Source organism: Streptomyces sp. NPDC102514, assembly GCF_055584525.1.
In genome coordinates this window covers 79,021-102,780 of record NZ_JBVJLW010000006.1, presented here as the reverse complement: position 1 = coordinate 102,780, position 23,760 = coordinate 79,021, and the positions used below count along the sequence as shown (strand labels likewise).

At 68.4% G+C, this 23,760-nt stretch carries 18 protein-coding genes; 6 read left to right on the top strand and 12 right to left on the bottom strand.

What is annotated here, in order from left to right:
- Positions 1-104: 104 nt before the first annotated feature.
- From ACZ60E_RS17255 to ACZ60E_RS17245, 3 genes are all read right to left on the bottom strand, one after another.
- The gene (locus ACZ60E_RS17255) at positions 105-1,295 is read right to left on the bottom strand and encodes a uroporphyrinogen-III synthase (RefSeq protein ID WP_469441785.1); all 1,191 of its coding nucleotides are present in this window, start codon (positions 1,293-1,295) and stop codon (positions 105-107) included.
- Between the two features lie 177 nt (positions 1,296-1,472).
- A complete protein-coding gene (locus ACZ60E_RS17250) occupies positions 1,473-2,855 on the bottom strand; it encodes a nitrate/nitrite transporter (protein WP_469441329.1) in 1,383 nt (460 codons plus the stop codon).
- Between the two features lie 172 nt (positions 2,856-3,027).
- The gene (locus tag ACZ60E_RS17245) at positions 3,028-3,483 is read right to left on the bottom strand and encodes an ATP-binding protein (RefSeq protein WP_384805259.1); all 456 of its coding nucleotides are present in this window, start codon (positions 3,481-3,483) and stop codon (positions 3,028-3,030) included.
- A 161-nt stretch (positions 3,484-3,644) separates the two neighbouring features.
- On the opposite strand from ACZ60E_RS17245, the gene ACZ60E_RS17240 reads away from it, so the two are divergent.
- Positions 3,645-4,499, top strand: coding sequence for a helix-turn-helix domain-containing protein (locus ACZ60E_RS17240; RefSeq protein WP_469441326.1), 855 nt, complete (start codon positions 3,645-3,647; stop codon positions 4,497-4,499).
- A 12-nt stretch (positions 4,500-4,511) separates the two neighbouring features.
- On the top strand, positions 4,512-4,706 hold the full coding sequence (locus ACZ60E_RS17235) for a DUF397 domain-containing protein (protein ID WP_469441324.1): 195 nt from the start codon (positions 4,512-4,514) through the stop codon (positions 4,704-4,706).
- A 10-nt stretch (positions 4,707-4,716) separates the two neighbouring features.
- Here the strand turns inward: ACZ60E_RS17235 and ACZ60E_RS17230 are convergent, their stop codons facing one another.
- From ACZ60E_RS17230 to ACZ60E_RS17190, 9 genes are all read right to left on the bottom strand, one after another.
- Positions 4,717-5,106 (bottom strand): Imm50 family immunity protein, encoded by a 390-nt coding sequence (locus ACZ60E_RS17230; protein WP_469441323.1) that lies wholly within the window; start codon positions 5,104-5,106, stop codon positions 4,717-4,719.
- A gap of 15 nt (positions 5,107-5,121) precedes the next feature.
- Entirely contained in the window at positions 5,122-9,678 is a 4,557-nt protein-coding gene (locus ACZ60E_RS17225) for an HNH/endonuclease VII fold putative polymorphic toxin (protein ID WP_469441321.1), read from the bottom strand.
- Between the two features lie 135 nt (positions 9,679-9,813).
- Positions 9,814-10,842: a hypothetical protein gene (locus tag ACZ60E_RS17220; RefSeq protein WP_469441319.1), complete on the bottom strand. Its 1,029-nt coding sequence runs from the start codon at positions 10,840-10,842 to the stop codon at positions 9,814-9,816.
- A 5-nt stretch (positions 10,843-10,847) separates the two neighbouring features.
- Entirely contained in the window at positions 10,848-11,507 is a 660-nt protein-coding gene (locus ACZ60E_RS17215; protein ID WP_469441317.1) for a hypothetical protein, read from the bottom strand.
- A 166-nt stretch (positions 11,508-11,673) separates the two neighbouring features.
- Positions 11,674-12,360 carry a hypothetical protein gene (locus ACZ60E_RS17210; RefSeq protein ID WP_469441315.1) on the bottom strand — a complete coding sequence of 229 codons (687 nt, stop codon included), beginning with the start codon at positions 12,358-12,360 and terminating at the stop codon, positions 11,674-11,676.
- A gap of 176 nt (positions 12,361-12,536) precedes the next feature.
- A complete protein-coding gene (locus ACZ60E_RS17205; RefSeq protein WP_469441312.1) occupies positions 12,537-14,045 on the bottom strand; it encodes an acyltransferase family protein in 1,509 nt (502 codons plus the stop codon).
- Positions 14,042-16,255, bottom strand: a complete 2,214-nt coding sequence (locus ACZ60E_RS17200; protein WP_453793482.1) for a bifunctional polysaccharide deacetylase/glycosyltransferase family 2 protein — start codon at positions 16,253-16,255, stop codon at positions 14,042-14,044. The genes ACZ60E_RS17205 and ACZ60E_RS17200 overlap by 4 nt, the downstream gene beginning before the upstream one ends.
- Positions 16,255-17,244, bottom strand: a complete 990-nt coding sequence (locus ACZ60E_RS17195) for a hypothetical protein (protein ID WP_469441310.1) — start codon at positions 17,242-17,244, stop codon at positions 16,255-16,257. The genes ACZ60E_RS17200 and ACZ60E_RS17195 overlap by 1 nt, the downstream gene beginning before the upstream one ends.
- Before the next feature lie 356 nt (positions 17,245-17,600).
- Positions 17,601-18,626, bottom strand: a complete 1,026-nt coding sequence (locus ACZ60E_RS17190) for a LysR family transcriptional regulator (protein WP_469441308.1) — start codon at positions 18,624-18,626, stop codon at positions 17,601-17,603.
- Between the two features lie 83 nt (positions 18,627-18,709).
- On the opposite strand from ACZ60E_RS17190, the gene ACZ60E_RS17185 reads away from it, so the two are divergent.
- The 4 genes from ACZ60E_RS17185 (at position 18,710) to ACZ60E_RS17170 (ending at position 23,749) form a co-directional block, all read left to right on the top strand.
- On the top strand, positions 18,710-19,975 hold the full coding sequence (locus ACZ60E_RS17185; protein WP_469441305.1) for an MFS transporter: 1,266 nt from the start codon (positions 18,710-18,712) through the stop codon (positions 19,973-19,975).
- Between the two features lie 645 nt (positions 19,976-20,620).
- A complete protein-coding gene (locus ACZ60E_RS17180) occupies positions 20,621-21,916 on the top strand; it encodes an ABC transporter substrate-binding protein (RefSeq protein ID WP_469441303.1) in 1,296 nt (431 codons plus the stop codon).
- Positions 21,913-22,899 (top strand): carbohydrate ABC transporter permease, encoded by a 987-nt coding sequence (locus ACZ60E_RS17175; RefSeq protein WP_385834740.1) that lies wholly within the window; start codon positions 21,913-21,915, stop codon positions 22,897-22,899. The genes ACZ60E_RS17180 and ACZ60E_RS17175 overlap by 4 nt, the downstream gene beginning before the upstream one ends.
- A 28-nt stretch (positions 22,900-22,927) precedes the next feature.
- Positions 22,928-23,749 (top strand): carbohydrate ABC transporter permease, encoded by an 822-nt coding sequence (locus ACZ60E_RS17170; protein ID WP_453793477.1) that lies wholly within the window; start codon positions 22,928-22,930, stop codon positions 23,747-23,749.
- The last annotated feature ends 11 nt before the right edge of the window (positions 23,750-23,760 follow it).

Sequence of the window (23,760 nt, the reverse complement as noted above, 5' to 3'; positions counted from 1 at the left end):
GCGTACGCGTCAGACGTCGGCGTACGCGTCAGACGTCGGCGTACGCGTCAGACGTCGGCGTACGCGTCAGACGTCGGCGTACGCGTCAGACGTCGGCGTACGCGTCAGACGTCGGCGTATTTGGAGTCGGCGGCCGGGTCCAGGGCCAGCCGGTAGCCGCGCTTGACGACGGTCTGGATGAGTTTGGGCGTGCCCAGTGCCGTGCGCAGCCGGGCCATCGCGGTCTCCACGGCGTGCTCGTCCTTGCCGGCGCCGGGCAGCGCCCGCAGCAGTTCGGCGCGGGCCACCACCCAGCCGGGCCGCCGGGACAGGGCGCGCATCAACGACATCCCGGCGGGCGGTACGGGCCGCAGGGCGTCGTCCACCAGCACGGCGTGCCCGCGGATCTCCACCCGGTGCCCGGCGACCGGCAGGGTCCGCGCCCGGGAGGGCAGTTCCTTGCACAGCACCTGGACGAGGGGGCCGAGCCGGAAGCGTTCCGGCTGGACCGTGTCGATACCCCTGGCCTGCAGCGGCAGCGCGGTGACCGGGCCGACGCAGGCGGACAGCACGTCGTGGTTGAGGGCGGCGAGCAGTTCGGACAGCAGCCCGCGGTCCTCGGCGCGGTTCAGCAGCGAGGCGGCGGCCGGGGCGCTGGTGAAGGTCAGCGCGTCCAGGCCGCGGCCGACCGTGGCGTCGAGCAGCCGGTCCAGGGGGCCGATGTCCTCGGGGGCCATCCACCGGTACACGGGAACGCCGACGACCTCGGCGCCCGCGGCCCGCAGCGACTCGACGAAGCCGGGCAGGGGTTCGCCGTGCAGCTGGACCGCGATCCGGCGCCCGTCCACTCCTTCGTCGAGGAGCCGGTCGAGCACTTCGGCCATGGATTCGGAGGACGGGGACCATTCCTCGGTCAGCCCCTGGGCGCGTACCGCACCTTTGACCTTGGGTCCGCGGGCGAGGAGTTCGACGTTGCGGAGCACGTCGAGCAGTTGCTCCCCGAGCCCCCAGCCGTCGGCGGCCTCGACCCAGCCGCGGAATCCGATCGCGGTGGTCGCGACGACGATGTCCGGCGCCTGGTCGAGGAGCTGCTTGGTCGCCGCCAGCAGTTCGCTGTCGTCGGCGAGGGGCACGATGCGCAGGGCGGGGGCGTGCAGGACGGCGGCTCCGCGCCGCTGGAGCAGGGCGCCGAGTTCGTCGGCGCGGCGGGCGGCGGTGACACCGACGGTGAATCCGGCGAGCGGCCCGTGGTCCTGCTGGTCGGGCCGGCCGGGTTGCTGCTGTGTCCGGTCCGGCTGCTGCGGTTCCTCGTACATGGATGGCATGGATGGCTCTCGTCCCGCTGGAGTGGTGTTCGTCCGCGTCACCCGCTGGGTTGGGGCGCCCCGCCTACCCGCCTCACGACGGACGACCGAGCCTGTCAATCATGCGTGACAGGCTCGGTTCCGCTTGATGTCGCCCGTGTTACGTCACGTGGCGGGCCGTGTGCCGGGTTACACCTCGGCGTAGCTGAGCTGCGTCTTCGTCTCCGACGCGGTCGTGGCGGTCGCCCCGGAGGTGGCGGGGCGGCGAAGGTATACGGCCCAGGTGACCGCGAAGCAGGCACCGTAGAAGGCGAGGAAGGCGACGAAGGCTCCGGTGCCGGACCCGACACTGAGGAAGGACTGCCGGAAGGCGAGGTTGATACCGAGCCCGCCGACCGCGCCCACGGCCCCGATCAGCCCCATCGAGGCCCCCGACAGCCGCCGCCCGTACGACGCTGCTTCCTCCCCGGTCAGCCCCTTGGCGGCGGCCTTGGCCTGGAAGATGCCGGGGATCATCTTGTACGTGGAGCCGTTGCCGAGCCCGCTGAGCACGAACAGCACGATGAACGCGGTGGTGAACAGGGCGAGGGACTTCTCCATGGAGGCGACCACGATGACGGCGGTCGCGGCGCCCATGCCGACGAAGTTCCACAGGGTGATGCGGGCGCCGCCGTACTTGTCGGCGAGCCAGCCGCCGACGGGCCGGATCAGCGAGCCGAGGAGCGGCCCGATGAAGGTGACGTACGCCGACTCCAGCGGCGTACGCCCGAACTGTGTCTGGAGCACGAGGCCGAAGGCGAAGCTGTAGCCGATGAACGACCCGAACGTGCCGATGTAGAGGAAGGACATGATCCAGGTGTGCGGGTCCTTCACGGCCTCCCGGGCGGCGCCGGTGTCGTTCTTCACGGACGTGATGTTGTCCATGTAGAGGGCGCCGAGCACGGCGGCGACGACGATGAGCGGGATGTAGATCCCGAGCAGCAGCCGCGGTCCTCCGTTGGCCCCGATGACGGCGAGCCCGATGAGCTGCACGACGGGCACGCCGATGTTGCCGCCGCCGGCGTTGAGTCCGAGCGCCCAGCCTTTCTTCCGCAGCGGGAAGAAGGAGTTGATGTTGGTCATGGAGGAGGCGAAGTTGCCTCCGCCGACCCCGGCGAGCATGGCGCACACGAGGAAGGTGCCGAAGGACGTCCCGGGCTCCATCACCACGAAGGCGGCGATCGTCGGGACGAGCAGCATGCTCGCCGCGATGATCGTCCAGTTCCGGCCACCGAAGCGGGCGACGGCGAAGGTGTACGGCACCCGGACGATGGCGCCGACCAGCGTGGCCATCGAGATGATGAAGAACTTGTCGGCGGGGGTCAGCCCGTACTCGGGCCCCATGAAGAGCACCATGACCGACCAGAGGGTCCAGATCGAGAACCCGATGTGCTCGGAGAGTACGGAGAAGAAGAGGTTCCGGTGGGCGACCTTCTCCCCCGTCTCCTTCCAGAACGTCTCGTCCTCCGGGTCCCACTGCTCGATCCAGCGGCCCCCCTTGCGCGTCGCGATGCTGCTGCTCGGGGCTGTCATCTCACGCCTCCACGATTTTTCCGGGTGGTGTTCCCGAAGGTAGGGACGGCGCGTTTCCACCCTGTGCCTGCGAGTGACCACGGGGGAACGTTGCTCTCACCCTCGGGCGGGGGGCGTGGTGAGGGTTTTCGGGCGGGGCCGTTTTCGGGCGAGGCGTTTTCGGGTCGGCGTCTCAGACCTCGAACCAGAGCAGCTTCCCGGCGCCGCGTCCGAGCAGACCGCTCCCCAGGGACCAGCCGCCCCACGAGGTCGCGCACTGCCGTACGAGGAGGAGCCCGCGCCCGCTCTCGGCGTCGCCGGGGGCCGGCGCGATCGGGGTGCTCTTCTCGCCCCGGCCGCCGGGAGGCTCGTCGAAGGGCGCCGGGACGTGGGGGCTGCTGTCCCACACGCCCACGCGCAGGCGCCCGTCGCCCAGCGCGGTCAGCCGCAGGGAGGCGGGCCCCCTGGTGTGCCGGTAGGCGTTGGTGACGAGTTCGGACGTCAACAGCTCGACGACGTCGAGGGTTTCGGCCATTCCGTGCCCGTGGAGGGCGGCTCGCACGGTCATGCGTGCGACGCGGGCGGCACGGGGGTCATGGGGCAGGCGAAGGGCGTACGTCCAGGTGTCGGGCGGGGCTACGGTGACCATGGGTGCCTCCGAAAAGAGAGGGGTTGGGTGCACTTCCGCTGGCGATGCAGGACCACCGTAGAGCAGGCGGTTAGATGGATCTAACCTTTCTATCCAGAAGCATCCATGCTTCACTCGTGTGAGGGAGAGAGACCCATGCCACGGCCAGGTAAGGAAGCGCTTTGCCGCCCACCAGTAATCCGACGCTGAGACAGCGAAGGTTCGGTGCCGAGCTGCGCAAACTTCGCGAACGGGCCGGATTGACCGCCACCGGCGCCGCCGAACTGCTCGGCGTCAACCAGGCACGCGTCAGCATGATCGAGACCGGCCGCACACCCGTCAGCGCCGACAAGGTCCGCTCCATGGCCCGCGCGTACGCCTGCGCGGACGACCGGCTCGTCGACGCGCTGGCCGCGATGACCGGGCGCCGTGCCCGCGGGTGGTGGGAGGAATACCGCGAGCACCTGACCGCCGCGCTGATCGACCTGGCAGAGCTTGAGCACCACGCGGCCGGTCTGCGGGTGGCGCTGATCATCCACATTCCCGCTCTGCTGCAGACGACGGACCACGCACGATCGCTGTTCCGACAAGTGGCCCCGCCCATGCGGCAGTACGAGGTCGAGCACCGCCTCACGTTCCGCATCAAACGGCAGGGCATCCTATATCGGGAGAACCCGCCCCCGTACGCGGCGATCATCCACGAGTCGGCGCTTCGCATGGGCTTCGGTGGTCCCGCGGTTGCCCGCGCCCAGCTCAAGCACCTGATCGAGATGAGCGAACTGGCCCATGTCACCCTCGGGGTGATCCCCTTCGGCACGGACCGCTTCCCGACCACGGGGCAGTCGTTCGACTACCTCGACGGCCCTGTTCCGCAGCTCGACACCATCCAGTTGGACTCACATCACGGTGCCTGCGAATTCCTCGACGGCGAGGCACAACTGAGCAAGTACCGCGCCGTCCTGGACCGGATGGAGTCGTGCGCCCTGAGTCCCGCCAAGTCACGGGATTTCATCCACCGCCTCATCCAGGACACGTGAGAGGGACCACCTGTGCATGCCACCGACTGGCAGAAGTCGACGTACAGCGGCGACGGATCGAACTGCGTCTACGTCGCCGCCACCCCTGCCGGAACCGTCGCCCTCCGCGAGAGCGACGCGCCCGACACCACCCTCATAACCACCCGCGCCCGCCTGGGCGAACTGATACGAAGCATCAAAGCGGCTCCGTCCCGCAAGGGAGCGTGACGCCACACGGTCAACGATCATTCAAATATGCACTCAACTTTTCAACGTGGACGCTGTCTGCGACAGCGCGGATACTGGTGTCGTCCGATGAGATCACCACGTGAACCGCCTCATCTCTGGCGATGGTGATATCACCCACGGGCATTACGGAGAAGCCATTGATCGCCACACTGCGCAAGCCCCCGAAGTACAATCCGAGCTGCACTGTATTGAAGCCCTGCAATCTCCATTTGCGGGGAGGATCTGCCGGATAGGACGGCAGGTCGAACCGCACGCGGAGCGAAGGACCCTCCCTGCTCAGGATGACATCGTGAATGTGCACCCCGTCCAGCCGTGGAGGTGATCCCTGATAGATGGACTCAATTCCTTCAGGGTTCTCCAAAAGGCCTGTCCAGGACATGCTTCCTCACTCCACTTAGTACTCGTAGTGCTGTGCGGTTCCGGGAACCTTACCGGTGCGTGGGTTTTCACCTGGCCGTACGTTGTAGTGCCGACCCTGATTTCCGACGCCGCCCTCTCTGAAGTCATGTCCCGCAGAGTGGTCTTGGATGATCACTTGGCTTCCGTCTTCTCTCGTGTAGACGTACTCGCGCGTCATCACCGGTTTACCGCTCTCGTCCATGATCTGACGCCCCGTGCGGTCCGTCATCGGAACCTTGCGCAGCTCGTCCGGATGCTGCGTCATGGGGAGCCCGAGGTCGCGTTTGGCCATCCTGAAGGCTGCGTTTCGACTGGGTGCCGTCTTGTGCGACGGCATGTCGGTGCAGGCCTTGGGCGCGAGCCCCAGAGGATCCGTCCACCTATGCGGGTTGTCCACGTAGGTGAGCGGGTTCGGGGCGGGTTCGAGCCCCAGCGGATCGGAGCTGAGATATCGCGCGGTCTCGGGGTCGTAATGCCGGAAGTAGTTGTAGTGCAGGCCGGTTTCGGCGTCGTAGTACTGGCCGGGGAATCTCAGCGGGGTGTATGCCGTGCTACTGGATGCCCAGGCCGTGGCACCCCAGAGCGTGGCTCGGGCGCGCCAGGCGATGGCGCCCGACTCATCGATGAGTTCGGTGGGCGTACCGATGAGATCGGTGACGATGGCGAAGAAGCGCGAGTCCACCTCGCGCTGAGGAGCATCGGCGGCAATCATTCGCTCGGTCTGGGAGATCGGGTGCAGACCGTCGTAGTCCCACGTCACGGTGACGGGATCGCGCAGGTCCGGAGCCACCGTCGTCTGCTCGCAGAGAGCGCTGTCGTCCCAGGTGAAATCGATCCGCTCGACGACTGTTTCACCGTCGGGCGCGAGACGCTGTTTGTCCGTGCGGCGCCCCAGAGGGTCGTAGTGGTAGCACCAGCGGGTGCCGTCGGGTGTCACCACCGCGGCGAGCTGGTCCTCCGCGTCCCACTCGTAGTGCCAGGTGTCCGGCTTGCGCGACAGGCGGGTCTTCTGCCGCAGTGTGACGCGGCCGAGTGCGTCGTGCTCGTACCTGGTCCTGCCCGCCTGCTCGATACGGGTGCCGCTGTAGTGGCGGGGGCCGACGGACTCCTGGCCCGGGTGTGAGGCCGGCCATGCGGCGGCGGACTGGTTGCCGGCCTCGTCGTAGGCGTAACGCTCGCTCCAGTCGCGGGCGTGGACGGCTGTGACACGGCCTGCCGCGTCCAGCTCGTAGCTTCGTCCGCCGTTCAGCTTGTCGTCGAGACCCACGAGATTGCCGTCCGGGCGGTAGCTGTAGGCCCGGTGCTGAATCTCCGGGGCGACGGCCGTCGAGATCGACTGGGTGGTGATGCGGCCCAGTTCGTCGAAGGCCGCGGACATACTGGCGAACTCACCCACCTGGCGGCCGAGTTCGCGTCCGGACGCGTCGTGTGTGAAGGCGATGGGCCGACCGGACGCGATCAGTCGTGTCCGATTGTCCGCCGCGTCGAACTCCCACGTACTGACGGCGCCCGAAGGGGTCGTACGGCGGATACGGCGGCCCAGTTCGTCGTAGGCATGGCTCATGGTCCGGCCGTTGACGGTCTCGGCGATCAGGCGGCCCGCCCGGTCGTACTGCCGGGTGAGGGCGGCATCCGGTCCCCTCACCTCCGACAGCTGGTCCGCCGCCCCGTAGACGTAGGTGGTGATCCGCCCCTCGACGTCCTTGCGCACCACTCGCCCCAGTGCGTCGCGCTCGTAGCTCACTGTCTGTCCGAGTGCGTTGGTGCGGGCGGTGTAACGCCCTGCCGCATCGACCGTGTAGGCGAGCGTGCGGTCGTCGAAGTCGGTTTCGGAGATGAGGTTGCCGACCGCGTCGTACGTGTAACCCCAACTCAACCCCGAGGGATTGACGACGCTCGTGAGACGCAGGGACGAGTCGTAACCGAACTCGTGACGGGCGCCGTCCGGGTCGGTGCGAGCCGCCAGCAGGTCGAAGTGGGTGTACTCGAAGCGGGAGACCCTGCCCATCTGGTCGGTGTGGCTCGTGCAGTTGCCTTCGCCGTCATAGGTCCAGAACTCGACTGTTCCGTCCGGCGCCGCACGGCGTGCGGGCAGTCCCTCGACGGTCCAGGAGAAAAGAGTGGCACGCCCCAGAGGATCGACACGGGCGACAGGTCGTCCGAAGGCATCGCGTTCCCACGTGGTGGCCGCGCCGAGAGGGTTGATGTTCTCCAGGGGCAGGCCTGCGGGATCGCATCGCACGGTCGTGGAGTGACCGAGCGCGTCGGTGATCGCGGAGAGGTGACCTTGCCCCGTGTACGCGTAGCGGGTGGTGACTCCGGCCGGGTCGGTGACAGCGGTGCAGTTGCCGGCTTCGTCATAGCTCTGCGTCCACCCGGTGCCGTCGGGCAGGGCCATGTACGCGGGCAGGTTCAGATCGTTGAAGCCGTAGCGGATGACAGCGCCATCGGGGTAGATCACCTCCGTGGCCTGACCGAGGGCGTTGTTCACCAGACGCGTGGTGCTGCCGAGCTCGTCCGACATGGAGACGAGGTGGTGGTGATCGTCATAGCCGGTCCGAGTCGTGCCGCCCAGCGGGTTGATCTCCGCGACTACCTGGCAGTTGTCGTTGACGACGAAGCGGGACGCCGCCCCTTCCGGGGAGGTGACCGTGGTGATGCGACATCCGGGCCATGCCTGGTCCGTACCGTCGTAGGAGAAGTGGTTGGTGACGTGTCCGGCCTCGCCCCCCTGCGTCACACAGCGATCCCGGTCGTCGTACGTGTATTCATAGGTGCTGTCGTTCGTGTCGGTCCATGACGTGATGCGCAGACGCTCGTCGTACGTGAACCGCATCGGCAGACCGGACGAGTTGGTGACCGAGGTGAGGTCGCCCCCCGTATAGCCGTACCGCTTGATCGTGAGATCCGATCCGTCCTCCGCCGCTCCGGCCAGACCGAGGGCGGTGACTCGGCCCTCCTCCACCGTGAGGGTGATGCGGTAACCGCCGGAATGCCGGATCGAGACAGGTACGCCGTCAGCGGTGTAGGCGAAGTCGATCGTGTTGCCGTTGCGGTCGGACACCCGCTCCAGCAGGCACAGCCGCTCCCGGACCGCCGCGAAGTGATGGGTGCGCCCCGAGAGCGGGTCATCGATGCGGTAGCCCCCGGCGTCCAGTCGCACCAGCGGCCAACGGGGACCTGCCACGGGCAGCACAGGGGTGTGCGACGTCTCCGGGTGCGGGTGGGGGTGCGGGTAGGACAGCAGCATTCCGTCCTCTGTGACGAAGACGATGCCGTTGTCGTCGACTTCGAGCCGCTGGTCGATGGTCGAGGACCAGGTGGGCCCGAACCACCAGCCGGTACGGTAGCCGGAGGCAACGCGGCGGGTGAACGCGATCGGGAGAACACCGGGCAGGACGATGTCCTTGTCCGTCAGGAACATCTCTCCCGTAGCCGCGTCAACCGGGTCACCGCAGCCCTTGATCTTGCTCTTGAGACGGTTGTACGCACCTTTGGCTCCGTCCGCGAGGGCTCCCCGGGCCGACTTGCCCAGGCCCCGGACCCCGGCAGCCATGCCCTTCATCCCGGCCTTGAGCCCGTTCAGGCCCTTGAGCCCCTTGGCGAGCCCACCGAGCGTGGTCAGCCCCTTCATCCCCGGAATGCAATCCAGGGCAGCGAACGCCACATCCCACAGGGACGCCTGCCCCTTCATATATTTATTGAGAGTGTCGGCCAAGACGACGAGGGCGGCGATCAGCACGATCGCACCGAGGATCGGCCCCCCGATGATGAGGGCGATGATCCCGAGGACGGCGACGACGACCTTGCAGACGGTGACGATGGTGTCCCAGTTGTCGACGAACCAGTCCCCGACCTCCTCGTACCACTTACGGTTCGGAATCCCCGCATCCGAAGCGTCATCGAGCTTCCGCTTGGCTTCCCCCGCCGCGTCCTCACGCATCTGACGCGCATCCGCGGCCATCTTCTTCGCCGCATCCAACGCACTCTGCGCCGAGGTCACATCCGACTGAGCAGAGGTATGCGCATCCTTCGCACTCTGCGCGTCCCGGGTCGCGGCCCGCACCTTCGCCTCATCCGGCTTCGGCACATCCTTGCCCGCCGAACCGGGATCGTCCTTGTACTTGTCGGCTTCCTTGTTGGCCCGCGTCACCCACGAATCGGCCGAAGACAGCTTGGACTTGGCGGACGAAAGGTCGGCCTGCGCCTCACGGCCCTTCGCCAGCGCCTTGTCGGCGAGGGTCTGCGCACGCTCCAACTGCGGCCAGTACGCCGCCAGCGCATCCCCCGCCAAGTCGTACGACTTCTTCAGCTTCTTGAGATTCTTCGGCACCCCGGAAAACTCATCCCGGAACACATCGGCCGTCTTGCCCACCATCGCCAGGACGGCATCCTCATCCGCCATCCCTTTGACCAGCCGCAGCGCATCCTGCACGTCATCGGCGAAGTCATGCAGGCTCTTGGCAAGGGACTTCACCCGGACCGGATCCCCCGGCGTCGGATCCTTCTCCAGATCCAGCACATGCCAGTCCGTCGGCCGATACCCCGCCACGCCGCAACCCCCGTCACAGACCGCCCACCAGAAACCGTACGCACAAGCGAAGCTATCGCACGATACAGACGGCCGGGGCTCCGCCTCACTCGGTGAGGTGGAGCCCCGGCATGACGCATACTCGCCGCGTCCCGGTCAGCGGTTGATCGACTGAATCTCCTGGACGATCACGTCCTGGCCGGCACCGAACTCGCCGTTCGGAAGGGGCTGCTCACCGGCCACGCCCGTGCCGGTCCAGTGAATCCGCCAGGTAATCGTGGCCTGCAGCTGGTACGAGCCGTCGCCCGACGAGCGCAGGTACTTCACGCCGCACGGCGGGGTCTCGTTCGCCTTGCCCTTGGCGTAAGCCTCGCCGATCTGTTTGCCGTTCAGTTCGCACACACCCGAGGCGGGATACGTCGTCGCGTCGGCCGTACCCGGCTCGATCTTCAGCGACAGCGGTTCGGCCGTGGTCGTCGCCTGAACATTCAGAAGCGGGACGGACGCCGTGACGGAGACAGGCTTGAAGTCCGCCGCGTCCAGCCATGCCCAGGTCGGCAGGTTCACCTTCGTGGTGCCCTCCGGAGCCAGCTCGACCTTGGTCGAGGGCACGCGGATCTCGGCGTACGCCAGTTGCGCCAGCATTTCGGGGGTGATCGCCTGCGGGACGTCCGGCGGAGGGGGAGCACCGTTGTCCACCCAAAAGATGTCCTTCGTGCAGTCCAGAGCCCCGGGGTCGCCTTCCCTGCCCTCGGTTACATAGGAATCCCAGAAGTAACCCTTGCCGGTTTTCTCCTTGTTGAAGTCCTTGTACTCACCACCGTTGACATACTTCTCGCGCTGCTTGGCATCCCACTCGTACCCCGTCGACCCCGCCTCCCAAATCGGCTCCAGATACTCCTGAAGCTGCTCCGGGGTGTACCTCGGGGCGTAATAGCAGGCGGGCGGAGTCCAGTTCGAGGCACTGGACGTCACCGGTCCGGCCGACTTCCCGGAACCGTTCTTGGAACGGTCGAACACCACAGCGCCCGCCGTGGAGGAGACCGTTCCTTTGCCGTCGCTGTTGCCGGAAGCCTGCGTGTTGTCGCTTCCCTGACCGTCACCCGGTCCGTATGCCACAGCGGTACCCGGCAATACGGAAACCGCGACGGCCGTAGCTGCACTCAGGGCCAGTATGCGGCCCATCCCTCTCATCCAGCGCACGTCTTGTCCCCCCGCTTCGAGATCAGAACAGTGGCCTGCCACACACCCTTCTCGCTCTTCTCCAGGCGTGTGTTGTACAGCACGTACGGGCTTTCGTCCGACGGCGTCCGGTCGACCTTGCCGGTCTTGCGGTTCTTGTTGAAGCCTTTGCTCTCGTCAGCGCAGTAGACGACCGCCGCCGAAGTGCTGCCGCTCAGGGTGACCTTCGGGTCGAAGTAGCGAGTGGTACCGGTGAACGACAGATTGGCGTCCTGGTACTCCTGCACCCACTCCACCGCACCGGTCAACGCCTTGTCCCGGTAGTAGAACGGAAGTCCCGGAGCACTCGCGTCGCCTCTGACGATGGCGTCGTTCGTGGCGTCGATGCGACCTGCGGTGTCCGTCAGGACGGCGTCCTTCGCATCGTCGCCGGTCTTCCAGTCCTCGTACTTGTCGATGACGTCTGACGGCAGCTTGACCGTCGGCCGGTCGGTCGCCGGCGAAGCGGAAGCGCCTGGAGTCTTCGACGCCTCCGTGCCGGTGTCGGCGCCCGCGATCTTGTCGTTGGGCTTGTCCTTGGAGTCGCTGTCGCCACCGCAGGCGGACAGCGTCAAGGCCGCAGCGGCGGTCAGCGTGATCGCTGCGAGCAGAGTGGGACGGCGGTTCACAGATGTCTCCCGTGAGGCGAAGGCGGCTTGAGGGCGCCACGCTACCGAGGGCACGGGAGGCGACACCAGTGCGAACTCCAGCAAAGCGAAGCTCGTGGCGAAACTGAGACGACCGGGTTGCGCGGGCCGGACGGGTGGGGAAACGCGCCGGGCCGGTGACGCTCGTTCAGGGCTGGCACTTCGCGCTTCCCCTCTGGGAGGCAAGCTTTTCGACCACCCAGGCACCCTCTTCGCTCTTGCTCAGCCGGGCGCTGTAGAGCACGTAACTGTTCTTGGTCACAGCCGTCTTGTTGATCTTTTTCGGCTTCAGGTACATGTCGTACCCCTTGCTCTGGTCCTCGCAGTACACGAGCGAGGCACTGTCGGCGTCACTCACGTTGACGACCTCGCCGTAGTAGCGGTACGCGCCGGTGGTCCGCGCCTTGGCCTTCACGTACGCCTCGATGTACTGCTGCGTCTGGGCAGCAGCCTCGCCCTCGTAGAAATAGAGGTACGCCTTGTCCAGAGGGTCCTGATGGGCGATGGCCAGGTCCACCGCCTTGATGGACTGCTCCCTGTCGGCCAGGACCGCGTCCTTCGCCTTGTCCCCGGTCTTCTTCCACTCGAAGGTGTACGTCAGATCAGACGGCAGCTCGATCTTCGGGCGGTCCGCGGCAGTCGAAGCGGACGCGCCAGGCGAAGCCGACTTCTCCTTGCCGGTGTCGGCGCCCGCGATCTTGTCGTCGGCCTTGGCGTCGGAGCTGTCGCCGCCGCAGGCGGACAGCGTCAAGGCCGCAGCGGCGGTCAGCGTGATCGCTGCGAGCAGAGTGGGACGGCGGTTCACGGACGGCTCCCGGTGGGGCGAGGGGGTCATGAGCGCAGTCACGCTACCGAGGGGAGAGCCCACAGCGAAGCGCGGGCCAAGCAGAGAGCTTGGCCCGCGCAAACATCACCGGAAGTGTGTCCGTCCGTCCGGCTGTCCCTAGGCCCTGTCGTCAAATTCCCGCCTGCCGGCCCTCCGGGCGGACGTCGGGAATTTGACGACAGGACCTAGCGCGCCCGCGCCCGTGAGCGAGGCCGGGAGTGGGAGTGGGACGGGGGGCCCGAGCCTGGGCCCGGGCGTGGGGGTGGTTTCTTCGAGCCCGTCGGCCACAGGCGCGGGCTCCGTTTCGCCGCCAGGTCCTCGATCCAGCCGACGCACACGATCGCGAGGCCTATCAGGGGCCAGACCAGGACGAACATCCACAGCGCGTACGTGGTGTCCAGCAGGCTCACCATCCCGTCGTTCATGAAGGGAAGGTCGTAGAGCTGGTCGATGATCGGGACCGTCGCCATGATCAGGAGGTTGTGCCACAGGTAGATCGTCATGGCACGGCTGTTGGAGAGCGTGACCAGTTTGTCCCAGCGCTTGAGGCGGCCGGGGAGGTCCTGCCAGGACGGGGAGTACTGGAGCAGGATGACCACGAACCCGAAGGACCAGGTGGCCTGCGCCAGCGGGATGTCGTTCAGGTCCCAGCCGTCGGGGCCCAGATGGCCCGACGCCCACCACAGGCCGAACGCCATCAGCAGGGTCGAGCCGGACACCGCCACATAGCGCGGGATCTTCTGCAGCATGCCCTCGTAGTGGGCGAACCCGAGGACCCAGCAGCCGCCGTAGACCGCGAAGTCCGAGACCGCGTTGCCCGTTTCACCGGGGATGTTGACGATGCCCGTGCCGACCACGGCCGTCAGACCGAGCGGAGCCAGCAGCGTCGGCCACGGGGCCCTGCGGAACGCCCACAGGAGCAGCGGCGACGCGAGGACGAACCAGAGGTACGCCCGCAGGTACCAGAGCACGCCCGCCGACTGGACCGCCCAGGTCTGCTCCAGGAGGCCCGACTTGTCGCCGATGCTCCAGGGGAACGGCGGGGCTCCGATCGGGACGATGTAGTTGAAGAGCTCGATCATCCCCCAGGTGCCGCCGTTGTCGGGGTCCTCGGAGATGTTCCAGCCCGCAGCGAACATCATGGCGAGCATGACGGCGCTGAAGATCCACAGGGGTGGCAGGAGCCGGCGGATACGGCCGCGGATCACGCCCAGGGCCGGGCGCTTCAGCGAGCGCGCCATCAGGGAACCGGCGAGCGCGAACATCACGCCCATGGACGGGAAGAGGACCGTCAGCCAGGCCCAGCCGAACAGGTGGTACATGACCACACGGATCAGCGCCAGCGTGCGCAGCAGGTCCAGGTAGCGGTCACGGCCGCTCGCCTTCTTCGGCGCGGAAGAAGCCGAAGAAGGCGAAGAGGCCGAGGGCGTGGCGGGAGTCGTGGGGGCGGGGACGGACGGTGCCCGGGACGCGGCGGACGCGGACGGGGCCTCGAACGGGGACCCCGGATTCTCCGCCGGAACCCGCGTGCCGAACCCGCCCGACCCGTCGGACCCGATGGATGCGTCGGATGCGTTGGACGCGTTGGACGCAGAGGACGTGTCCGTCGTGTCGAACGGGGACATCACCCAGCCCGCGTCGTACCGCGGCTCCTCCGGGTGGCCGCCCGGGTCGGTGTTCTGGCCATGCGTCATCCGACAGGCCTCCGATCGTTTCCGCTGCCGCTCTCCGCTCGCTGGCGGGGCATGGGGGCGGGTGCGCCCGCCGCTCCGGGGGCCGAGCCGACCACGCCGGTGCGGCGCAGTTTCTGCCAGCGCAGCCGGCCGCCGGTGAGGGCGGTGATCCAGGACTGGAGCAGGACGACGTACATGAGCTGCCGGTAGAGGATCTGCTGCAGGGGCAGCGAGATGAGGTGGGTCATGCGTTCCTTGTCGAGCCGGAAGGCGTACGCGGCGCAGATCGCCTGGATGGCGAGGACGCCCAGCCAGGCGCCGATCGTCTTCTCGGTGGGGCCGAACACGATCCCGTACAGCAGGAACACGTCGATCAGGGGGGCCAGGAGCGGGGCCAGGACCATGAAGAAGGAGATCAGGGGCAGGCCGACGCGGCCGAAGCGGCCCGAGGGGCCCCGTTCGACGAGCGCCTTGCGGTGCTTCCAGATCGCCTGCATGGTGCCGTACGACCAGCGGTAGCGCTGGGACCACAGCTGCTGGACGGACTCGGGGGCCTCGGTCCAGGCGCGGGCGTTCTCCGCGTAGACGACGCGCCAGCCGTCGCGGTGCATGGCCATCGTGATGTCGGTGTCCTCGGCGAGGGTGTCCTCGCTCATGCCGCCGACGCGTTCCAGGGCCGAGCGGCGGAAGGCTCCGACGGCTCCGGGGATCGTCGGCATGCAGCGCAGCATGTCGTACATGCGGCGGTCGAGGTTGAAACCCATCACGTACTCGATGTGCTGCCATGCGCCGATCAGCGAGTCGCGGTTGCCGACCTTGGCGTTGCCCGCGACGGCGCCCACGCTCGGGTCGCCGAAGGGCTGCACCAGTTCGCGCACGGTGGCGGGCTCGAAGACGGTGTCGCCGTCCATCATCACGATGAGGTCGTGCTTGGCGTTGGCGATGCCCCGGTTGAGGGCGGCGGGCTTGCCCGCGTTGAGCTGGCGCACGACGCGTACGTCCGGCAGCCGCAGGTCCTCCACGATGCGGGCGGTGCCGTCGCTCGAACCGTCGTCGATGACGACGACCTCGATGGGCTGTTCGCTCGCCACCAGCGAACGCACGGTGGCCTCGATGCACTTGGCCTCGTTGTAGGCCGGCACCAGTACCGAGACCGGTTCGGTGACCGGCGGTCCCCAGCGGAAGTTCTTCCGGCGTACGCGGCGTGCGTGGGCGATCGAGAGGACGAGCATCAGGCCGAAACGGGTGATGACCAGCGTGCCGATGACCGCGAGGCAGACGACGAGGACGTCGGTGCTCTTCTCGGAGAACTGCACCGCCCAGGTCCAGGCCTTGCCCTTCCACAGGTCGAGTCCGGTGACCTGGGTGTGGGCGCTGGGGGCGCCGAGCGCTCCGGTCAGGTTGTCGAACTCGTACCCCTTCTTCTGCATCTCGGGCAGGAAGCGGTCGAGTGCCTGCACGGTCTGGTGGCGGTCGCCGCCGGAGTCGTGCATGAGGACGATGGCGCCCTTGCCGCCCTTGGGGGTGGCGTTGCGGATGATCGTCTCGACGCCGGGCTTCTTCCAGTCCTCGCTGTCGGTGTTGTTGACGACAGTGAGGTAGCCGCGGCTGCCGATGTACTCGGTGACCGGCCACGACTTGTCGTCCATGGCGTCGGCGAACGAGGAGTACGGCGGCCGGAAGAGCGACGTACGGATGCCGGCCGCGCCCGCGAGCGCCAGCTGGTTCTGGGACAGCTCCCAGTCGATACGGCTCTTCGACTGGTAGGAGAGGTCGGGGTGGTTGAAGGTGTGCAGCCCGATCTCGTGGCCCTCGTCGACCATGCGCTGGACGAGCGCCGGGTAGCGCGAGGCCATCGTGCCGGTGACGAAGAACACCGCGTGCGCGTTGTGCTTCTTGAGGACGTCGAGGACCTTGGGGGTCCACTCGGGGTCCGGGCCGTCGTCGAAGGTGAGGACGAGATGGTGCTTCGGCACGCTGAGGCTGCTGGTGCGGCCGCCTCGGGTGTCGATGACGGGACCGCCGTCCAGGATCTTCTCCGGTACGCGGTCGGTGGCGGCCTCGGGCTGGATGCGGTGGTCCGCGAGTATCTCGCTGTGTACGTACCCGCGCAGCATCAGCATCGCCATGAGGGCGATGAGGATGAGCGAGGGCAACAGGTAGCGCATGGGCAGGCGTCGGCGCCGGACGGCGCCCCGGCCTGCGCCGCGCTTGCTGGTGCGGCGTGCCATCAGAGGATGTTCTCCGGGGAGGACGGGGTGGGGGGGCTCGGCTCGATGGGAGTCGGCACCGCCGTGAGCGGGGCGTCGGCAACGTCGTTGGTGCCGCTTCCGGCGGGGGCCTCGGTGGTGGGGCCGTCCGTGACGCCGGTGTCGGTCGGTTCCGGATCGGGATCCGGTGACGCGGGGACTTCGTCGGTGGGGTCCGCCCCGGGGTCGGGCGAGTTGTTGCTGCCCGCGCCCGGCTTGGTGGTGCTGGCGGAGGGCTTGGGGTCGGCCGAGGTGTCGGGCGCCTTCGCGCTGGCCGAGGCATCGGCCGAGAGGCTGGCGCCGGGTGACGGCGTCGTGCCTTCGGTGCCGGAGACGCTCGCCTCGGGCGAGGCGCTCGCGGAGCCGGACGGACCGGCGGATTCGGTGGGCGCCGCCGAGGGCTCGACCTGGCCGGCCGGTGAGTCTCCCTGCTGGTCCTTGATGGGGAGCCAGGGGGCGTTCGAGTTGCCGGATATGAGGGTGATGAGGATGGCCACCGCGTAGACCGCGCAGGCCAGGCCCACCGCCATGCCTATCCGGCGGTATCTGCGGCTGCGGCGGCCCGTCTCGTCGACGAAGACCGGGCCGTCCGAGCCCTCCTGGGTGCTGGGCGCGCCCTTGGCCTGCTGGACGAGCCAGTCCTCCAGCTGCCGTCCCACACCGTCGAGCTGGACCGTGACCTCGTGCGGGTCATGGGTGTGCTCGGGGTGCTCGGACTCCTGCCAGGTGTCGTGGCCGACGGCGGAACCGGGGCCCTGCGCGGCGGCGGGGTCGTACCCGGCACCGGCGGTACCGCCGCCCACCGCGCTTCCGCTGCCGCCCGTCGCGCTTCCAGGGAAACGGTCGGTGTTCCGGCCCTCCGGGAAACGGGCGGTGTCCTGGCCGTCGTCTCTCTGCCGCGGCACCGCCGCGGCGGCCTCACGGCGGAACCAGCCGTCGGACGCGCCCGGCGCACCGGACGTACCGGACACCCCCGGAGCGCCTATGACCTCGGTCGCGTCCGTACCGCCCGCATGGCCGGAAACGTTACGGAAGGGCTGATCAGGACCATTTCGAAGCGCCCGGTCGGCCTCGTCCCGGGCCGAGCGGTTGTCACCGCCGGCACCAGGCTGATCGGAATCATTCCGACCCGGTTGAGCGTCTTCTGGCCAACTTTTCACGCGCACGTACATCCCCCCACGGGAATCGTTCTGGGGTGGCGCGTGCGACCCGGATACTCGCACGTCATCGTCCGGAACCGGACCCCCACCCGGTCCGAGCGCCCCCTTTATCACACTGCACCCGGGCCACGAATGTATCGCACGTAGCCATGAGTGAGGGTTCTGTGTCAGATCCGACTCATCATGATGCGTGTATCTGTGGCCGGAATCCACCCCTCGGAAGGGCGCTCCAGCCACCCCTCGTCCGCCGCGAGCCGTGCCGCAGCAGCCCTCAATGCCGCAACTCCACGATGCACCAGTCCCTTCCGCCACACCAAAGACACCGGTGACAACGGGACGGGGTCGACGAGGGGGCGAAGCGTTGAACCCGGCATGGCCGGAAAGTCCACCACGGCCAGAACAGGGGTTCGTGTCTTGGCCATGATCCTCCGGAACTCCTCGGTACCGACGGCGAGCGGCGCGGGCGGAGCCACCTCGATCCCGCGTCCCTCGAAAAGCTGACGGGCCAGATCGGTCCATTCAAGCGTCCGGGGGTTCCCGGCACCCGCGTACACCCGCTCCCCCGCCAGCGCGTCGAGCGGTACGGCGTCCAGCGCGGCCAGGCGATGACCCTCGGGCAGGACGACGGCCATCCGCTCGTACCGCACGGGCTGCTGCTCCAGGCGGGCGCGCACGGCCGGGTCGAGGCCCGCGAACCGGCCGAAGGACGCGTCGAGCCGGCCGGCCAGCAGCTCGGCCGCCGCGCCGGTGAGGCCGCTCTCGAAGCGGGCCATCAGTTCGCAGTCGGGGGCCAGTTCGCGGGCCAGGTCCAGGATCCGTCCGGAGACGAGGCCCGGACTGTTCACGTCCACGAGCAGGGGGCGCTCGGCGCCCGCGCCGCCGTACGGGCCTGTCCGCCCGAAGGCCGCGAGCAGGTCGTCCTGCGCCTCCAGGGCCCGCCGCGCGTGGGGCAGCAGCCGCTCGCCGTCCGGGGTGAGCGTCACCTGCCGGGTGGTGCGTACGAAGAGGTCGGCGCCCAGTTCCCGTTCCAGGCGGCGGATGTCGCGGCTGAGGGCCTGCTGGGCGACGTACAGGCGGGCCGCCGCGCGTGTGAAGTGCAGGTCCTCGGCGACGGCGAGGAAGGCGCGCAGCAGACGGGGGTCCAGGTGGGAGCGGTGCGCGGAGCGGGCGGAGTGCGGGGGATGGGCGGGCATCGGGCGAACTTACAACGTGAGTGCGTGAATCGGTACGGAGCAGGTGTTGGACCCCGTACGCAGGGGCGGGCGACCGTTGATCCATGCCACCCAGCCGGTCCTCGCAGCACTCCCCCTCCCCCGCGCCCCCCTCCTCTCCTCCTCCGCCCCCCTCGCGGAATCCCTACCGTCGACTTTTCGCCATTCCTGGTACGCGGGCGTTCACGATCGGGAATCTGATCGCCCGGCTCCCCATGGGCATGTTCAGCGTGAGCGCCGTGATCATGATCGCCGGGACGCGGGGCTCGTACGCGCTCGCCGGCGCCGTCACCGCGACCGGGCTGGCCGCGACGGCGGTCGTCGCACCCTGGACGGCGCGACTCGTCGACCGGCACGGGCAGGCCCGGATCGCCGTTCCCGCGACCGCGGTCGCCGCGCTCGGCTCGCTCGCACTGCTGCTCTGCGTCCGCCTCGGGGCGCCGGACTGGACACTGTTCGCGGCGTACGCGGCCACGGCGACCACACCCAACACGGGAGGCATGTCCCGGGCACGCTGGGCCCACCTCCTCGAAGGGGACCCGGTCCGGCTGCACACCGCGAACTCCTTCGAGCAGGCCGCGGACGAACTGTGCTTCATGTTCGGGCCCGTGCTCGCCGCGCTGCTGTGCGGGGCGCTGTTCCCGGAGGCGGGCACCCTCGTCGCAGTCGTCCTGCTGCTGACCGGCGTGCTGGTGTTCAGCGCCCAGCGCTCGACGGAACCGCCCGCGCGGGGCCGTACGAGCGCCGGGTCCGCGTCACCGCTCCGGGCGCCCGGAATCCCTCCGCTGCTGATCGGGTTCCTCGCCACGGGGGCCGTGTTCGGGTCCATGGAGGTGGTGACGATCGCGTTCGCGGACGCACAGGGGCACCGGGCGGCGGCCGGGGTCGTACTCGCCCTGCAGGCGGCCGGATCGTGCGCGGCGGGGCTGCTGTACGGGGTGCTGCGGCCGGGCGGGTCCGTGGAACGGCGGTTCCTGCTCAGTGTCGGCGCGATGGCTCCGCTGATGTCCCTGCCGCTGCTGGCCGCGACGCTCGGGGGCGGCGGGCTCGTGACGCTCGGCCTCGCCCTGCTGATCGCGGGCATGGCGACGGCGCCGACGATGGTCACGGCGATGACGCTCCTGCAGCACCGGACGCCGGAGGGGCGGCTGAACGAGGGCATGACGTGGGCGGTGACGGGGCTGCTGGGCGGGATCGCGTGCGGGGCCGCGGTGGGTGGGTTCGTGGTGGAGCACGGGTCGGCTGCGACGGGTTACGCGGTGCCGGTCGGGGCGGCGGCGACGGCGCTGCTTATCGCGCTGGCGACGGCGCGCGGTTCCGGGCGCGCCTGAACCCGAAGCCCTCACCGGCCTCCGCGGCCCGCGCCCCAAAACCGGGCCGTCCGCCACCTGACCGCCCGGCGGGGGCTGGTCGCGCAGTTCCCCGCGCCCCTAAAAACCGGCCGCATGCCACCTGACCGCCCGGTGGGGGTTGCTCGCGCCGTTCCCCGCGCCCCTAAAAGCAGGCCGTCCGCCACCTGACCGGCCGACTTGGGTCACCCGCGCCGTTCCCCGCGCCCCTGACGGGGCCCCGGAGCGGCGCAGCCGCTTCAAGGGGCGCGGGGAACGGCGCGACCAGCCCCCACCGGCCCGCACCGGACGAATCGCCCCCTGCGGCGCAGCCGCTTCAAGGGGCGCGGGGAACGGCGCGGCCAGCCCCCACCGGCCCGCACCGGACGAATCGCCCCCTGCGGCGCAGCCGCTTCAAGGGGCGCGGGGAACGGCGCGACCAGCCCCCACCGACCCGCACCCCACAAACCCTGGTCGGCCTGCCGAACGACCGCCCCAATTCGCGCGCACCCCATTGACTCCCCCCGAGCCCCCACATACGTTCCCCCGTCGAAGCGCTTCGACGGCGCGCGTCGAATCGATTCGATGCGCGCCGCGCAGGCGGAGCGCAATGCTCCGATACCCGTCCGACTCCCCCGGAGGCACAGGATGTTGACGGCACGAAGGCGTGTGATGGCGGCGGCGGCCGCGGTGGTGAGCACCACCCTGCTGCTGGCCTCCTGCGGTGACTCGGACAGCGGGTCCTCCGACGGGAAGACCCTGAAGCTGTGGCACTACGAGAGCCCGGACAGCGCGATGGCGGTCGCCTGGAACGCGGCCATCAAGGAGTTCGAGAAGACCCACCCCGGCGTCAAGGTGAAGTTCGAGGAGAAGGGCTTCGAGCAGATCCAGAAGACCGCCCCGATGGTCCTCAACTCCAATGACGCCCCGGACCTCATGGAGTACAACAAGGGCAACGCGACGGCCGGTCACCTCTCCCAGCAGGGCCTGCTCACCGACCTGTCCGCGGAGGTGACGAAGCACGGCTGGGACAAGAAGCTCAGCGCGGGCGTGCGCACCACCAGCCAGTACGACGCCAAGGGCGTGATGGGCTCGGGCAAGTGGTTCGGGATACCCAACTACGCCGAGTACACGATGGTGTTCTACAACAAGGACCTCTTCAAGAAGTACGACATCGCCGAGCCGAAGACGTTCGGCGAACTGACCGCCGCCATGGACACGTTCGTCGACAAGGGCGTCACCCCGCTGGCCAACGCGGGCGCCGAGTACGTGGCCCACCAGTACCTCTACCAGCTCGCGCTGTCGAAGGCCGACCGCGCCTGGGTGGACTCGTACCAGCTCTACAAGGGGAAGCCGGACTTCCACGACGCCGCCTGGACGTACGCCGCCGAGACCTTCGCGGACTGGGTGAAGAAGGGCTACATCAGCAAGAAGACCACCAGCGCGAAGGCCGAGGACGCGGGGCTGTCGTTCATGCAGGGCAAGAGCCCGATCCTGTTCTCCGGCAGCTGGTGGTTCGGCCGGTTCGCCGCGGAGAACACGTTCGACTGGGGCACGTTCCTGTGGCCGGACTCGAATCTGACCCTCGGCTCGGGCGGCAACCTGTGGGTGGTCCCCAAGGGCGCCGAGAACAAGCAACTGGCGTACGACTTCATCGACATCACCATGTCGAAGAAGATCCAGAACCTGCTCGGCAACAAGGGCGGCGTCCCGGTGGCCGCCGACCCCGCCGCCATCACGGACCCGCGCTCCAAGGGCCTCATCGCCAACTTCAACACCCTCTCCGAGCGTGACGGCCTGGCGTTCTACCCCGACTGGCCGGCCCCCGGCTTCTACGACGTCCTCGTCTCCGAGACCCAGAAGCTAATCACGGGGAGCGCGAAGCCGGACGCCTACCTGGACGCCGTGAAGGCGGCGTACGACAAGGGCGTACAGGCCCCATGACGTTCACCGTCGACGAGCGGGGCGGGCACGAGGGCGCGGTCGTCGAAGCGCGTCACCACGCGAAGAGCAGGAAGAACAGCCCTCGGCCCCGCGACTCCTACGCCCTCTTCCTGCTTCCCGGCGCCCTCGCCTTCCTCGTGATCGTCGTCGTGCCGTTCCTGATGAACACGGGCGTGAGCTTCACCGAGTGGCAGGGCGTCGGCAGCCCGAAGTGGACCGGCCTCGCCAACTACCGCGAGCTGATGGACGACGCCGAGTTCTGGGCGTCGTTCCGGCACAGCCTGTTCATGGTCGTCGCGATGGCGGTCGTACCGACCGTCCTCGGACTCGTCCTGGCCGCCGCCCTCTTCGACTTCGTCGGCAAGCACTTCGGCAGCAGGACGGCCGCCGTGCTGCGGGCCTGCTTCTATCTGCCGCAGGTGCTGCCCATCGCGGTGGCGGGCATCGTGTGGAGCTGGATCCTCGCGCCCGAGAACGGCTCGCTGAACGAACTCCTGAAGGCGGTCGGGCTCGGGAGCCTCCAGCAGGACTGGCTCGGCGACCCCGATCTCGCGCTCTACAGCGTCATGGGCGTGATGGTCTGGGTGCAGCTCGGCTTCCCGCTCGTGATCTTCATGGCGGGCCTGCAACGTGTCGACCCGCAGCTGTACGAGGCCGCCGAACTCGACGGCGCCGGCTGGTGGCGCCGGTTCTGGCACGTCACGCTGCCGCAGATCAGGCCGGAGATCTATGTCGTGCTGCTCTGGTGCACGATCGCCGCGCTCAAGGTGTTCGGCGCGGTGTACGTGCTCACCAAGGGCGGCCCCGGCGGTGCCACCGACGTGCCCTCGTACTTCTCGTTCACCACGTTCTTCGAGAAGACGCAGGTCGGGTACGGCGCCGCGATCTCGACCGTCCTGACCGTGATCGTCCTGCTGCTCGCCGTGGTCGGCCTGAAGCTCCAGACCCGTGCCGAGGACGCCGAACAGGGAGTCGTGCGATGAACAGCACCGAACGAGGAGTAGGTGCCTCATGACCGCCCTCCGCCGCTACCCCGTCCTCCTCGCCCTGATCATCGGGGCCCTGTTCATGGTCCTGCCGTTCCTGATCGTCACCCTCAACGCGGTGAAGTCGCCCGCCGAGTACTCGGCGAACGGCCCGCTGAGCCTGCCCGAGGGCGTCTACCTCGACGGGCTGAAGGACTTCTGGGAACGCGTCGACTTCGGACAGAAGCTCGTCAACTCGGTGATCATCAGCGGGTCCGTCGCCCTGGGCGCGGTCGTCCTGTCCGTCCTCAACGCGTACGCGATCGGCATCGGGCGGATCAGAGGGCGCACCTGGGTCCTCGCCTTCTTCGTGCTGGCGAACATGCTGCCGCAGGAGGCCCTGGTCTACCCGGTCTACTACCTGAGCAAGGAAGCCGGCCTGTACGACACCAGGCTGAGCGTGATCATCGTCTTCACCGTGATCCAGGCCGCGTTCGGCACGTATCTGCTCGCCTCGGTCCTCGGTCAGTTCCCGCGCGAGATCATCGAGGCCGCCCGGATCGACGGCGCGAACAAGTGGCAGGTGCTCTGGCGGATCGTGGTGCCCGTCAGCCGGCCCACCATCGGTGTGCTCCTGGTCTTCTTCTTCATCTGGACCTGGAACGAGTTCCTGCTCCCCCTCGTGATGCTGATCTCCAACGACAACCAGACCGTGTCGGTGGCGCTCGGCGTCCTCCAGGGCCAGCGCCTGATGGACGCCACGATGACGAACGCCGCCGCCCTCCTGGGCGTCCTGCCCGCCATCGTCTTCTTCCTCGTCTTCCAGCGGACGCTCACCCGCGGCATAGCCGTGGGTGCCGTCAAGTAAGGGGTGTGCGC